Consider the following 14,874-nt stretch of genomic DNA (forward strand, 5'->3'; position numbering starts at 1 on the left):
TCAGTCCACCTTCGGAGTGGCGCGCGCGCCGAAGTGCAGGTATCGCTCGCCCGTCGGCAGGCTGTAGAACGTCATCGGCACCCAGGTCCGCAGCTCCGCCTCGTGGACGACGTACAGGTTCTCCTCGATGGGCACCATCGCGTACTCCTCCGTCGTCTCGGCCACCAGCTCGGCCAGCGGCCCGGTGATCGTGGTCCGCAGCCGCGGGCCGTCCTCGCCGTCGCGTACCTCCATCCGTACACTCGCCCGCTCGTACGTCCCCACGTGGGGCCGCACGTCCACAGTCACCGGAGTGGCCGGAGGGCCGAGCGGGGGAGGAATCGCGATGTCGGCGAGCTCGGCGAAGATCTCGCGGTACAGGTCCTCGAACAGCCCGTGCGTGTTGCCGCCGTTGGTGAGCAGGGTGACCGCCAGCCCCTCGTCGGCGAACAGGCGCAGGTAGGCGGACTGCCCCAGCGTGTTCCCGTCGTGCCCGAAGAGCCGGCGGCCGTCCCAGCCGAGCCGGAACCAGCCGAGGCCCCATGAGTCGCCGAGGATGTGCTTGTCCGGCAGTTCGACCTGGTGTTCCGTCATCGCCGTGGCGCTCGACTCGGCGAGTATCCGGGTGCCGTCCGCGGCGACGCCGCCGGCCAGGTGCATCCGCGCGAAGGCGAGCACGTCGGCGGCGGTCGCGCTGATCAGCCCGGCGGGCCCGGCCGACCGTGCCAGCCCCCAGACCGGCGCGCGTACCGGCTCGGCGCCGCCGACGGTCACGTGCCCGACGGCGGCCCGGTGCAGGAGCGCCTCCTCCGGCAGCGTCACGGTGCGTTCCAGTCCGAGCGGTACGAAGAGCCGCTGCCGCATGGCCTCGTCCCACGTGCCGCCGGTCAGCTTCTCGATGACCCGCCCGACCAGGGAGAAACCGGCGTTGCAGTAGGACCAGGTGGCGTCCAGCGGATGGTTCTGTGCCACGTCGGCGAGCAGCGCCACGTACTTCTCGAGGCAGTCGTCTCCGCGCCCCGTGTCGGTGAAGACGTCGCCGTCGATGCCGCTCGTGTGCGTGAGCAGATGGCGCAGCGTCACCCGCTTGGCGACGTCCGGATCGGACAGCCGCAGCTCGGGGAGCACCTCGGCGACCGGGGCGTCGAGGTCGAGCAGCCCCTCGTCGACGAGTTGCATGGCGACCGTCGTGGTCCAGACCTTGGAGATCGAGCCGATCTGGAAGACCGAGTCGGTGGTCGTCTCGACGCCGGTGTCCTTGTTCAGGACGCCGTACGCCGCCTCGACCACCTCGTCCTCTCCGTCCGTGCCCATCCGCATGATGCCCAGCGTGGCACCGGGTACGCGATGCCGCTCGGCGATCGCGGCCAGGCGGCGCCGCCAGTGCGCGGCGTCGAGGCGGGGACGGCCGGGACGTGAGCCGCCGGCGGCGTACTGCTCCACCCAGTCGACGACGCGGCGGTTGAAGTCGAGCCGGTGCGAGGGCCGCCCGTCGAGGATGAACAGGTGCGAGGCCTCCGGGTAGAGGACGAGCCGGGTCGGTACTCCGCGCTCGCGCAGCGCCGTGTGCCACTGCTGGGCCTGGCCGACGGGGCAGCGCAGGTCGGCGGCGCCGTGCACGACCAGGGTCGGCGTCCTCACCTGGCCGACCCGGGTCAGCGGCGACATCGCCGCGTACCGGTCCGGAGCGGACCACGGCGTGCCGTGGAGCTCGTACTCGCTGATGAGGTGCCCGTCGTCGGAGGCGCCGCCCATGCTGACCAGGTCGCTGACCACACCGCCGGCCACCGCCGCCGCGAACCGGTCGTCCTGGGCGGTGAGGAAGCAGGTCATGTACCCGCCGTAGCTGTAGCCGGTGACGGCCAGCCGGGCAGGGTCGGCGATCCCCGCCGCGACGAGGTCGTCGATCGGCTCGAGGAAGTCCTTCGCGTCGGCCTCGCCCCACGCGCCGAGCGCGGCGTTCCAGAACGCCTCGCCGTACCCGTCGCTGCCGCGCGGGTTCAGCAGCAGGATCGCCCAGCCGCGCGCGGCGAGCTCCCGGTGGTAGAGGTGCGCCTCGTCGGCGGCGCCGTTCCAGGCGTTGTGCGGCCCGCCGTGGATGTCCAGGAGCAGCGGCCGCGGCCCCTCCACGGACTCGTCGCGGATGAGCCAGCCCTGGACGGCGGTGCCGTCGGAGACGGTGAACTCCCACTCCTCGCGCGGGAACAGGTCGACGCCGGCCAGGCCCCCGGCTCCGTGCTCGGTGCGTACGGTCTCGGTGCCCGTCGTGAGGTCCAGGGTGACGATCTCGCCGAAGGAGGTGGGCGTGGCCAGCACGGCGACGGCCACCTCACCCGCCACCGACAGGCCGAGGACGCTGCGGCCGGCACCGCCCAGGAGCGTGCGCGGCGTGCCGCCGTCGGCGGGCACCGCGTACAGGTGGGTGCAGCCACGCTCGCGCGCGCAGAACAGCACCGTACGGCCGCCGTCGGCGAGCTGGGGCAGGGCGCCGGGATAGCCCGGCCCGCCCGGCATCACGTTGCGGTCGAGCGTTTCGGTGAGGTCCGCGGGCGCACCGCCGTCCAGCGGGACGCGCAGGAGGCGTGCGTGCCCCACCGGTGCGCCGGCCATGCCCGCGACGAGGAGCGCCGACCCGTCCGCGGTCCACAGAGCGGTGCCCGCGAAGCCTTCGGCCAGGCCGGCCGGCTCCGGCCTCGCGTGCTCGCCGGTCACGTCGAGGACGTGGACGGGCATGCGGGCCCGCAGGTCCGCGTCCGGTGCCGTCGGCGCACCGAACGCCAGCCGCGCCGAGTCCGGTGACCAGGCCGGATCGCCGGCGTGCCAGTCGCCCTCGGTGACCTGGCGGCACCGCCTCGTGTCCAGGTCGAGCACGTGGAGGTGCTTGCGCACCGCGCCCAGCAGGCCCGCGCCGTCGGCCTGGTAGTCGAGCCGGTCGGCGACGATCGGCGCGTCCGCGCGCCCTCCCGTCTCGGCCGCGAACGGATCCACGGCGGCCGCGAAGGCGATCTTCGAACCGTCGGGGCTCCACACCGGCGCACCGGCCCCGAGCGGCAGCGTGGTCAGCTGCTCGGCCTCCCCGCCGCCGGCGGGGAGCAGCCAGATCTGCGGTGCGCCGTCACGCGCGCGCAGGAACGCGATGTCCTTCCCGTCCGGTGACCACGCCGGTGACGAGTCGGCCTCGCCGTGAGTGAGTCGTCGCGGCCGGCCGGTGCGGGCGCCGACGCGCCAGATGGAGCGCAGGTTCCGGTCGGCGTCGGTGTCGCAGGTGCGCAGCACGTAGAGGCACTCGGCGCCATCGGGGGACAGCGCCGGTTGCTCGGGTACGGCGAACGCGGTCAGGTCGTCGATGCGCTGACGGCGCGTCTCCGTCGTCGGCTCGGTCGGGTGTGTCACCGGCTACTCCTCGATCAGATGGCGGTGCCTGAGATCTCCTGGCTGGTTCCGGTGCCCGGGGGTCCGTGGTCGGATTGCCCGTGGTCCGATCGCCCGTGGTCGGGTCGCTCGTGGTCGGGCTCGGGGGAACCGGAGGCCGCGTCCGCGAAGTGGCAGGCCGCCCGGTGCCGATGCCCCTCGGCGGCCGGCTCGGTCTCCCGGCAGGCCTCGCGGTCGTCGCGGACCAGGGGACCGATGGGACAACGGGGGTGGAACCGGCAGCCGGGCGGCGGATGGTGCGGATCGGCGGGTTCGGCGTCGGCCACGGCCCGCAGGGCCGGGTCCGGGTCGGGCAGGTCCACCGGCGCGGCGCCGGGCCGGGGAGCGGCGGCCAGCAGCTCACGCGTGTAGGGATGCTGAGGCTCCGCCAGGACGTCGTCGGCCGGCCCGTACTCGACGATCCTGCCGAGGTACATCACCGCGATCACGTCGCTGACGTAGCGCACGACCGTGAGGTCGTGGGAGATGAACAGCATCGACAGCCGCATCCGCCGCTGCAGGTCCCGTACGAGGTTCAGCACCGTGCCCTGTACGGACACGTCGAGCGCCGAGGTGATCTCGTCGGCGATGATCACATCGGGCCGTCCCGCGAGCGCGCGGGCGAGCGCGACGCGCTGGCACTGGCCGCCGGACAGCGCGGCCGGATACTCACCGGCGTGCCCGGCGGCCAGGCCGACGAGTCCGAGGAGGCGGGCGACCTCGCCCCGGCGGTCGGCCGATCCTCGTACGGCGCCGCGGGGAATGGCCTCGGCGATCGAGGCCCCGATCGTCATGCGCGGGTCCAGTGACGAGTACGGGTCCTGGAAGACCAGTTGGATGGGCCGCCGTGCCGCACCGCGCGAGCCACGGCGCGGAGGCCGCCCGTCGAGCAGGACGCGCCCACCGGTGACCGGCGTCAGCCCGACCGCCGCACGGGCGAGGGTGGACTTGCCCGAACCGGACTCACCGACGAGCCCGACGACCGTGCCCGGAGGGACCGTGAGGTCGACGTGGTCGACGGCGGTGATGCCGCGCCTGCGGGTTCCGAACCGTACGGTGAGATCGTCGAACCTCAGCTCGCTCACGGCCGCTCACCTGCCGCCGCGGTGGTGAGGTCCGCATGCCAGCACGCGACCCACCGGCCCTCGCCGTCGTCGACGAGCGCGGGGTCGGCCTCGGTGCACGACTCGTCGGAGAAGGCACAGCGCGGTGCGAACGCGCAGCCCCCCGGTGGCCGCGCCGGGTCGGGTGGCCGGCCCGGGATGACGGCCAGCGGCCGGTCGCGGTCCGTGTCCATGTCCGGTACGGCGGCGAGGAGGGCGCGCGTGTAGGGGTGGCGGGCGTGGGTCCGCAGGTCCGCGGCGGGCAGATCCTCGACGATCCGCCCCGCGTACATCACCAGGACCCGATCGCACGCCTGCCCGACGACCGTGATGTCGTGGCTGATGAGCAGCAGCGCGACGTCGTCGGTGGCCCGGATGGACTCCAGCAGGCGCAGCACCTGCCGCTGCACGGTCACGTCCAGCGCCGTGGTCGGCTCGTCGGCCACGATGAGGGCCGGGGTGCCCATGAGACCCATGCTGATCATCGCGCGCTGACGCATGCCACCGGAGAACTCATGCGGGAACTGCCGGACCCGCCGTTCGGGCGCCGGGACACGGACGGCGCGCAGCCGGTCGACCGCGCGCGCCAGGGCCTGCGCGCGGTTCATGCCCTGGTGCTGCTCGGCCACCTCGGCGAGCTGGCGGCCGATCCGCCTGGCCGGGTTGAACGACGTCATCGGGTCCTGGAACACCATGGCGAGGGAGGTGCCGAGCAGGTGCCGCTTGGTACGGGCGGAGGCGCCGAGCAGGTCCTCGCCCAGGAACTCCAGCCGGTCGGCGTGGACCTGGCCCGGTTCCTCGATCAGCTGGGCGATCGCCAGGGCGGTGAGGCTCTTGCCGGCCCCGGACTCCCCGACGATCCCGGCTGCCTCGCCGCGTCGAAGCGCGAGGTCGACGCCGCGTACCGGTGTGACGGGACCGTACGGGCCCGGGAAGGCGACCCGCAGGCCCTCGACCACGAGCACCGGATCCTCACCCGCCGCCACCGGCCGGGTGGGCGCCACGGCCGGCCCCGCCGCCGTCGGACGCACGCGGCGCTCGACGGCGGTGCGCTGCCCGATGCCCTTGGCGATCGCCTCACCGAACAGGTTGAACGCCAGGCCGGCCACCACGACGGCGACCCCTGGGGCCAGCGCCCCGCCCGGATGGACGTAGATGCCGCTCAGCCCCTCCCCGAGCAGCCGCCCCCAGTCGTAGTCCGGAGCCCGCACCCCGATGCCGAGGAACGACAGTCCCGCGAAGGCGAGCAGTGCGCCGCCGGCCGCGATCGTCGCGTTGACGACCAAAGGCTCGCCGATGTTGGGAAGGACGTGCCGGACGAGCAGGCGGAACCGGCCCACGCCGGCGACGCGGGCCGCGGCGACGAAGTCACGTCCGGAGGTCGTGGCCACGAGCGTCTGGGTCAGGCGGGCGAATCCCGGCGCGATCGCCAGGCCGATCGCCAGGACCGCACCCTTGGTCCCGGTGCCGAAGATCACGGCGAAGAAGAGCGCCAGCAGCAGTCCTGGGAACGCCACCGCGATGTTCACCACCGCCGTCACCAACCGGCCGGCGCGTGCTCCGAGTGAGAGGGACGCCGTTCCCAGCAGCAGGCCGGCCACCACGCCGATCACGGTCGCCAGCAGGGCCAGCTCCACCGAGAGCCGCGTCGCGACCAGCACACGGAAGAAGATGTCCCGCCCGAGGTTGTCCGTGCCCATCCAGTGCGCCGCCGACGAGCCGCGCGTGATCAGGTCGGTGTGCACCGCGTTCGCCCGCGCGGACCACAGCAGCGGCGCCAGCAGGGCCAGCAGGAGGACCGCGGCCAGCAGCGCCGCCGCGGCTGCCCCGACCGGGGTCCGCAGCACACCGGCCCATCTCGACCTGAGACGTGACGCCATCGCTCAGCTCTCCCTGATCGTCGAGCGTGGATCCAGCAGCGCGAGCGTGACGTCGACCGCGAGGTTGACCAGGAGCACGCCGGCACCGTAGACGAGCACGATGCCCTGGACGACCGGATAGTCCTTCGCCTGGATCGACTGGATGATCGTGCTGCCCAGCCCCGGCCACGCGAACACGTTCTCGACCAGGACCGTTCCGGCGACCATCGCGCTCAGCAGCAGCCCGCCGATCGTGATCGTCGCCGTCAGTGCGTTGGGCAGGGCATGGCGCAGGTAGATCAGCCGGTCGGGCAGCCGCTTGGCCCGCGCGGTGCGGATGTAGTCGGCCTGCAGCACCGAGAGCGTCTCCACCCGGACGATCCGCGCGAGCACGGCGGCCGGGCCGACCGCGAGGGAGACGACCGGCAGGATGTAGGAGGCAGGGCCGGCCCGGCCCGCGACCGGCACCCAGCCCAGGTGCACCCCGAACACGTACACCAGGCCGACGGCCAGCAGGAACTCCGGGATCGCCGCGAGCACGACGCTGGTGGAGGTGAACGCTAGCTCGGTCGGCCTGCGCCGGCCGCCGCGGGTCAGCGCCGCCATCGTCAGCCCCAGCGGGACCGAGATGAGGGCCGCCAGCGCGAACGCGAGCACGGCGACCTCCAGCGTCGCCGGGAGCCGGTCGCCGATCACCTGCGACACGGGGAGGCCGGAGGTCATCGACGTCCCCAGCCTCCCCTGGAACAGCTCGCGCAGGTAGTGGGCGTACTGCACCGGCAGCGGATCGTTCAGGCCCAGCGCGGCACGGCGCGCCGCCACGAGACTCGCCGGCGCCGTCGTGCCCAGCGCAGCGCGTACCGGATCACCCGGAATCAGATGGATCATCAGGAAGGCCGCGGTCACCAGCACCCACACGGAGACCAGCAGGCGCCCGAGCCGGCGCAGGGCGAACCGCGCCCAGGCACCGTCCAGGCCCGGGAACGTACGGGCGTCGACGGCGGCGTTCGTCACGGATGCGGCCTCCGTCCCGGTTCGTTCCTGTCCAACCGTGATGGTGCCCGGACTCCCGATGTCGATGTTCGTCCGGGCGCACCAACAGCATGGTCCGGACCTGTCCGCTCGTACCGAACGCCGGTCATCGGTCAGCCGAGCATGCGGATCGAGCTGGGCGCGACGTTGCCCTCGACCAGGTCGAACCGGGCGCCCTGCCCGAAGATCGGAGCCACAGAGTCGACGAACGGCACCAGGTCGACGTGCTCGTACAGCGCCTTCTCCGCCGCGGTCCACTTGTCGCAGCCGGCCGCGCCCTCGACCGCCGACGCCGCCTTGACCCCGGCCAGGTAGCCGGCGTTCTTGATGCCGGCGAAGTTGGTGCCGTTCGGCGGCGTCGGGCCGGACAGGAAGGGAACCGCCTCACTGGGCAGCGTGAGGCCGAGCGGGAGGATGGTGGCGTTCCACGCGCCCTGCCCACCGGCGATGAGCCGCCCCGTCTCGGTGTCCGTCACGCCCTTGAGCGAGACGTCCACCCCGATGGCCTTCCAGGTCTTCTGCACCAGTTCGGCGCCCGCCTGCATCGCCGGGCCGAGACTGGTGGAGTAGTAGAACGCGATGGACAGTTTCCGGCCGTCCTTGGCCCGGACGCCGCCTGCGCCGGCCGTCCAGCCGGCGGCGTCGAGGGCCGATCGGGCCGCGTTCATGTCATGGGCGGGCAGACTCGAGGCGATCGGCTGCTGCTTACACGGGCCCATGCCGGGCGCGACCAGGCCGGTGGCCGGCTGCCCGGTGCCGCTCGTCACCACCTGGCCGAGCTGGCCGAGGTCCAGTGCCTGCGTCAGCGCTCGCCGTACGGTCTCGTCCGCTCCGGGGAACCCGGCCTTCTCGTTGAACCACAGCTCGCCCAGTGGTGCGACGACGTCCCGCCTGAACGTCTTGGCGGCCGTCAGGCGCTGCCGGTCCGCCCCGGCCAGCTGCACGGCGTTGACCTGACGGGAGAGCAACAGGTTCGTGGCCGTGGTCTCGCTGGTGACGATCTTGAACACCACGCGGTCCGGCAGCCCGTGCTGCCCGGTCCGCCAGGCGCCCGGCCCCCACGCGTAGTCCTTGCGCCGGGTCAGCGTGTAGTGGTCGCCGGAGACCGCCTCGGTCAGCTTGTACATCCCGGTGCCGTCGGCGCCCTGCTTGAGCAGGCCGCGGTTCTTCATTCCCTGGCGGCACACGATCTGCAGCGCGCCGAGATTGTGGGTCAGGAACGCGTCCGGCGTCGGGGAGGTGACCGTCACCGTGCCGGCCGCGTCGTCCGCGGTGGCCTTCGCTCCCGCCGGCACGTACAGGCCGATCCGGGTCGAGGCGTTCTTGGCGTCGCCGACGAAGTTGATGTTCGCCGCGACGTCGCCGGCGGTCAGCGGAGTGCCGTCGGAACAGGTGACGCCCTTACGGAGGCTGAACGTCGCCTTGGTCGTCGTGCCCTGCCATTTGTCGGCGAGTCCGGCGACCAATCCGCCGTTCGGGTCGATGTTGAGCAGGGAGTCGTAAAGGAAGCGATCCGTCGCCAGAGTGATCGACAGCGAGGTGAACTGCGGATCGAGGTTGCCGGGGTCCCCGCGCAGCGCCATGGTGAACGTCTTGCCGTCGGCCAGGGCCTGGCTGCCGGAGGTCCCCCCGGAACTCCCGCCACCGCCGCAGGCGGCCAGGGTCAGTGTGAGCACGCCCGCCGCCGTGACGGCCAGTATGGATTTCATCGTGCCTCCAGTCGGGAATCGCTGGGGCGCAGCCTTATCCGTCGAATCGGGCCTGTCTTCGTACGCCCGGACGAGGATTCACGGTCTGTCTCGTCCGCTGCGCCCAAAGGGATGGGCCGGTGACCGGAACTCACCATGCTCGAATGGCATGACCGGCCCATTGACCTGGGAGAAAAGGCGGTGCCGGACCGGTGCGGGCAGGCCGCCACGACCGCGGCCTGCCCGTGACCTCGCGGCTCATGCCGGGCGGCAGCCGCTCGGTGCCGACGGCTCCGGCCGGATCGCGGCGCGCGTAGGGAGGTGACGCTGGGCGATCATCATGTCGGCGTTCCGCGACGAAAGCCCACTGACCTGGGAATACCTGAAGCTTTGCGAAGAGTTGGCTCTGAAACGGGGAAACCGGGGGGCAGGCGATGAGTGAGTACGCGGTCGAGCGCGCACGGCAGATCTTTCAGGCCCGGCAGAGCGGGCAGATTCGACCGCAGCGGCGCACGGCCGCGGACACGCGGACCGAACCGGGCGCGGCACCGGGCGGCGACGCACGGGCCGGCGAGCTCATCGGCACGCTGCACCTCCTGCACTCGCGGCTCCGGCAGCTGGACGGGTGGCTGCGTGAGGAGCATCGGCTCAACCTCACCGAGATGCATGTCCTCTCGATGATCCCGGCCGCCCCGTCTGGCGGGCGGACGGCCGGCCGCGGCGACGCGGCGGCACGGCTGGCGAGTGAGGTGGGGCTCTCGCCCAGCGGGCTGACCCGTCTCGTGGACCGCCTGGTGACGCGCGGTCTGCTGGCCAGAGTGGACGACGTCTGGGACGGGCGCGTCACGCACCTCGTGCTGACCGAACAGGGGCAGGCGGTACGCGACGCCGTACTTCCCCGTGCCGTCGAGCACATCCGCGACAGCTGCGACGACGGCCGGATGCCGCTGGAGCGACTGGGCGAAGTGGCCGCGCTGCCCCGATCCGTGTGGCGGCCGGAGGGCATCCGCGACCGGCGATCGTGAGACCGGTCGCCGATTTATTTCCGATCATTGCGCGGGTCAAGGGTTTCGAAGGTTTGACCGCTCCCGGTGCTTGTGACCAGGTGTACGGCGAACACGCCGTACGGGAACGAGTACGGGGAGATCGACATGTTGAAGAAGACCATCGCCTCTGTGGGCCTCGCGGCCGCCGCAACGGCCGGTGCGCTCTTCGTCGGGGGTTCACCAGCGTCGGCACAGACCACGCAGGCGTCCGCGCGGAGTGACGTGGCGTACGTCCAGACGATCGCGACATCGACGGGACGTCACCACGCGGACCACTACCGCTCGTGGTATTACCGGCATCACCACCACCATGGCTGGAGGCACTACGACCACGCCGACCACCATGTCCGGATCGTGATTCACGACAGCGACCACAACGTCGCGGTGAGTCACTGAAGCCTGGAGCCAACGAGACCGGGCCCGGACATTGGGGTAGGGGCCCGGCCCGTCACACGCCGCCCGGTGATCCGTACCGGCCGCGGCGCCGCGGATCGACCGGTCCCGAGCCCGATGGGGACGGCCTCGGGGCCGGTCGGCCGGAACGACCCGCCGCATCGGCTCCCATGAGAGGGAGGACCCGGTGCGGCGTTGTACGGTCCTACGAGACGTCGACGGAGCGTGACAGTGCCTTCCTTCTCTTCCCGGCCCCTCCGAGTGCTGGCCGTCCGCAACACGGAGCGGAGCAGACTCGGACGATTTCGTCCGTGGTGGGAGGAGATGGGGCTGCGGATCGTGGAGGTCGACGGTGCTTCGGCCCCCGGCTCGCCGGACGGCTTCGACGCGGTGGTCCTGCTCGGCGGCCGTTTCCTGCCCGACGACGACCGTGCGGCCCCCTGGCTGCCGGCGGAACGTGAGCTCGCCCGGCGCGCGGTGGCCCGAGGTGTCCCGCTGCTGGGCATCTGCCTGGGCGCCCAGGTGCTCGCCGCGGCGACGGGAGGCACGGTGCGCGGATGCCACGGCTCGCCGGAGCGTGGGTCGTGTCGCGTCTCGCTGCGCGGCGAGGCCGGAACCGACCCGCTGTTCGCGGGCCTGCCGGGCGAGTTCCGCGTCATCCAGAACCACCGCGACCAGATCACCGGGCTTCCGCCCGGCGCCGTCCGGCTCGCCGAGAGCGAAGCCTGCCCGGTGCAGGCGTTCCGCGTGGGGGAGCGGGCCTGGGGCGTGCAGTTCCACCCGGAGGCCGGTGCCGACCGGCTCGGCCAATGGGACGAGTCCGCCCTGGCCGACGCCGGGCTGGACCTGCGCGTGCTCCGCGCCGAGGCCGACAAGGCCGAGCCGGAGTCGGCACGCCACGCGCGGCGCCTCGCGGCCAACTTCGCGAGCGTCGTACGCGGGGCCGCCCACGAGCCCTCCGGCTTCGCCGTGGGCGACCGTGAGGGTTCGCCCTAGAAGAGAGTGAGCGGCTCGACCGGATCCGGCTCGGGCAGGGGCTCGATCCCGGGGAGACGGGCACGTACCTCGTCGTGGAAGCGGCGCGCTAGCGCCGGTGCGTCGGCGTTGTCGGGTGTGTGAACGAACACGGTCGGTGAGCGGCCCTCGCGCAGCCATTCGGTGACCGTGCCGATCCACCGCTGCCAGCCCTCGACCGTACGCTCCGTGGAGTCGCGGCCGAGGTAGCGGACGATCGGCCGGTCGGTGAGCGCCCGCGACCTGTACGGCACCCGCGGCTTCTTCATCCACGCGTCCCGCTCGGCGTCGCTGACCGGCGGACTCTGGAAGAGCGTGGTGGTGTCGAAGGGGACCCATTCGGCGCCGGCGCCGGTGAGAACCCCTTCGAGGAGCCGCTCGGACCGCGCGTCCTCGAAGAACGCGCGATGGCGCACCTCGACGGCGTACCGGTGTGAGCGGGGGAGGTCGCGGAGGAAGGCGGCCAGGGCGCCGAGGTCGCCCGGGGCGAACGAGGCCGGAAGCTGTACCCAGAGGGCATGGGCGCGCGGCCCGAGCGGCTCGATCGCGCGCAGAAAGGCGCGCAGCTCCTCGTCGGCCCCCTGAAGCCGGCGCTCATGCGTGATCGACTTGGGCAGCTTGACCACCAGCCGGAAGTCGGGACCGGTCTGCCGCGCCCACGACTCCACCGCGTCCGTCGCCGGCGTCGCGTAGAACGTCGTGTTGCCCTCCACCGCGTTGCACCAGGTCGCGTAGGCCCTCAGGCGATCCTGGGGAGGGAGCGGATGAGGCAGGAAGCGCCCCCGCCACGGCGCGTGAGTCCACATCGCGCATCCCACATGAAGCCGCACGCACCCGACGTTATCGAAGGCCGGCGCCGAACGCTCCGGCCGGTGGCCGCGCGAACGTCCCTGGGGATCCTCCGGCGCCGAGGCTTGACGCGTTCTCCGGGTGAGGAGATGCTCCACGTGAGCTGGTGGCCGAGCGATCACGCGAGGTGAGATGGGTCAGACGGCGCCGCCGGGCCGCGGCCGGCGTGAGGTGGGCGGTCGCGGTGGCGCGTAGCGGTTCGCGGTGGCGCGGGTTCGTGGTCGTCACGGGCATCGCCGGCTCGACCGTGATCCTGCTGATGATCGGCGGGGCGTTACGCGGGGGAAGCCTGCCGACCGCGGCGAACGTGGCCCAGCTGGTCTCGGTGGTGCTCGCGGTCCCGCCCCTGGCGGTCGGGCTGAGGGTGTGGTGGAACTCCCTGTCGGCCAAGACCAGCACCCTGGAACAGGTGGAGCGGGCACACCAGGCGCTGGCGCTGCTGGTGAGCAGCCAGTGGCGCGAGGAGATCCGCATCCGCGGGCTCGACGACGTGACCCGGCTGGCGGTTCGATGGCGGCTGACGGAGCTCGACGTCATGGACGACGCCGGTCGCGTCGACGGACCCCGTCGTGTCCGCTCCTGGCTCCGGCTCGGCCGGGTCCGGTTCAACGGCCGTACCGACCGGATGGACGACATGGCGCACCGGTTCCGGCAGCTGGCGCGGCGGAGGCTGGTGATCCTCGGCGCGCCCGGTACGGGCAAGACCACACTGGCGGTGCTGCTGCTCCGCACGCTGCTGGAGGACCGCAGGCCGGGGGAGCCGGTGCCCGTCTTCCTGTCGATGGCCGGATGGGACCCCGGCACCGAGCCCGTGCACAGGTGGCTGACCCGGCGGCTCGCGGAGAACTATCCCGCGCTGCGGGCGGCCGACTTCGGGCCGGACGCGCCGCGGGCCCTGGTCTCCCAGCGGCGCCTGCTGCCCGTTCTGGACGGGCTGGACGAACTGCCCCCAAGTGTGCAGCCGCAGGTCCTGTCCGCGCTGAACGCGGCGGCCACCACCGAGTCGGTCATCCTCACCTGCCGGACCAAGGAGTACCAGGCGGCGGCGGAGATGTCGGCCGGTCACCTGCTCGCCGGTGGCGCCGTCATCGAGCCCCGCCCGATCAAGGCGGCCGACGCCGCCGCGTACATCACGAACCGCCTGGTGCCCGGCCAGTCCGGTGGCTGGCCGAAGCTGCTGGCAACGATCAAGTCCCGCCCGAACGGACCGGTGGCCCAGGCCCTGTCCACGCCGCTCACGCTGTGGCTGTTACGCAAGGTCTACATCGACACCCGCAGTGACCCGGCGGCGCTCTGCGACACGGCTCGCTTTCCCACGGCCGACGCCGTCGCCGAGCATCTGCTCGACAACCTCGTCCATTCCGCCCTGTCCACCATCTCGGCCGAACATGATCCCGACGACCCGCGGTACCACGACCATCCGTTCCGGCCGCGCCATGTGTGGGACTCGGGCGATGCCGAGCGCTGGCTGTCGTTCATCGCCCACCACATGAGCAGGAGCGGCACGCGCGACTTTCAGTGGTGGCAGCTCTATCGCGAGGTCCACCGCCGCTGGACCAGCCTCGTCGGAGCCCTGACGGTGGGGCTCACCATCGGCGTCACGGTGGGGATCACGGGCGGTCTCACGATCGCGCTGACGCACGCGGTCCCCGGCACCCTCGCGGACGCGCTGATCTTCAGCTTCGCGGGCGGTCTGACCGGGGGACTGGTCGGAGGCCTCACCGGCGGAGTGCTCCTCGAAGTGATGAAGAGCTCCGGCGTGGAGCCTGCGTACGCGGACGTGCGCCTGAAGGGCCGTCTGCGGCCCCTCGCCGGAAACCTCGCGCTCGGGCTCACGGTCGGGCTCGCCGTCGGCATGATCACCTCTCTCGGGTTCGGGCTCATCGGCGGGCTGATCGGCGGCGTACGGGAGAGCCTGGTGTTCGGGCTGGCCGTCGGTGCCGCCGGCGGGTTCACGATCGGCCTGAGCCGGTGGGTCAGCACGCCCGTGACGGACGCACGGCCGCAGACGCCCGTTTTCACGCTGCGCCGCGACCTCGAGCTCGTCTACGTCCGTTCGGTGGCCTTCGGGCTCACGCTCGGCCCCGCGTTCGGCATCGCCGGGGCGCTGGCGAAGGGCTTCGCCGGGCCCTTGGCGGGCATCGAGGCCGGCGTCGCCTTCGGCGTGGCGGGCGGCGTGGTGTTCGCGCTCACCTTCGATCTCGCCGGCGCCAGCTCGACCTACCTCGCCGCCCTGTCCGTGCTGTACGCGCGGCACCGCGTCCCGATCAGGCTGATGCGGTTCCTGGACGACGCGCACCGTGTCGGCCTGCTCCGTGAGGCCGGACCCGCCTATCAGTTCCGGCACGCGAAACTCCAGGACCGCCTGACGCAGACCTACCGGGATTCGACCGAGCGGCCGGTGCGGTAGCCGGTCGGCGCGGGCGAATGCGATCGCCGATCGTGTTCGAGTGCCTCACAGAGGGGTACCGACAGGGATCCGTACGCGAACGAGTCCAAG

The 14,874-nt window shown here is 72.4% G+C and carries 10 protein-coding genes; 4 read left to right on the forward strand and 6 right to left on the reverse strand.

The features are described 5' to 3' along the window. From FB559_RS31075 to FB559_RS31095, 5 genes are all read right to left on the reverse strand, one after another. Nucleotides 1-3,372, reverse strand: coding sequence for a serine hydrolase (locus FB559_RS31075; protein WP_141960263.1), 3,372 nt, complete (start codon nt 3,370-3,372; stop codon nt 1-3). 14 nt (nt 3,373-3,386) lie between these two features. Beyond that, complete coding sequence (locus FB559_RS31080; protein ID WP_141960265.1) at nt 3,387-4,475, reverse strand: ABC transporter ATP-binding protein; 1,089 nt, start codon at nt 4,473-4,475, stop codon at nt 3,387-3,389. Next, entirely contained in the window at nt 4,472-6,373 is a 1,902-nt protein-coding gene (locus tag FB559_RS31085) for a dipeptide/oligopeptide/nickel ABC transporter permease/ATP-binding protein (protein ID WP_141960267.1), read from the reverse strand. Before FB559_RS31085 ends, FB559_RS31080 begins: the two co-directional genes overlap by 4 nt. 3 nt (nt 6,374-6,376) lie before the next feature. Then, nucleotides 6,377-7,366, reverse strand: coding sequence for an ABC transporter permease (locus FB559_RS31090; protein ID WP_141960269.1), 990 nt, complete (start codon nt 7,364-7,366; stop codon nt 6,377-6,379). Nucleotides 7,367-7,497: 131 nt separating this feature from the next. After that, nucleotides 7,498-9,093 (reverse strand): ABC transporter substrate-binding protein, encoded by a 1,596-nt coding sequence (locus tag FB559_RS31095; RefSeq protein ID WP_141960271.1) that lies wholly within the window; start codon nt 9,091-9,093, stop codon nt 7,498-7,500. 413 nt (nt 9,094-9,506) lie between these two features. Between FB559_RS31095 and FB559_RS31100 the strand changes: the two genes are divergently transcribed. From FB559_RS31100 to FB559_RS31110, 3 genes are all read left to right on the forward strand, one after another. After that, nucleotides 9,507-10,097 (forward strand): MarR family winged helix-turn-helix transcriptional regulator, encoded by a 591-nt coding sequence (locus tag FB559_RS31100; protein ID WP_141960273.1) that lies wholly within the window; start codon nt 9,507-9,509, stop codon nt 10,095-10,097. 126 nt (nt 10,098-10,223) lie between these two features. Then, complete coding sequence (locus FB559_RS31105; RefSeq protein WP_141960275.1) at nt 10,224-10,514, forward strand: hypothetical protein; 291 nt, start codon at nt 10,224-10,226, stop codon at nt 10,512-10,514. Nucleotides 10,515-10,835: 321 nt separating this feature from the next. Further along, nucleotides 10,836-11,507: a type 1 glutamine amidotransferase gene (locus FB559_RS31110; protein ID WP_141960277.1), complete on the forward strand. Its 672-nt coding sequence runs from the start codon at nt 10,836-10,838 to the stop codon at nt 11,505-11,507. Here the strand turns inward: FB559_RS31110 and FB559_RS31115 are convergent. Beyond that, nucleotides 11,504-12,355, reverse strand: a complete 852-nt coding sequence (locus FB559_RS31115; protein ID WP_141960279.1) for a DUF72 domain-containing protein — start codon at nt 12,353-12,355, stop codon at nt 11,504-11,506. The two genes, FB559_RS31110 and FB559_RS31115, sit on opposite strands and share 4 nt — an antisense overlap. Nucleotides 12,356-12,558: 203 nt before the next feature. Between FB559_RS31115 and FB559_RS31120 the strand changes: the two genes are divergently transcribed. After that, nucleotides 12,559-14,784, forward strand: coding sequence for an NACHT domain-containing protein (locus tag FB559_RS31120; RefSeq protein WP_221640250.1), 2,226 nt, complete (start codon nt 12,559-12,561; stop codon nt 14,782-14,784). Nucleotides 14,785-14,874: the final 90 nt, after the last annotated feature.

The sequence above is a fragment of the Actinoallomurus bryophytorum genome, assembly GCF_006716425.1.
In the GTDB taxonomy this organism is placed as follows: domain Bacteria; phylum Actinomycetota; class Actinomycetes; order Streptosporangiales; family Streptosporangiaceae; genus Actinoallomurus; species Actinoallomurus bryophytorum.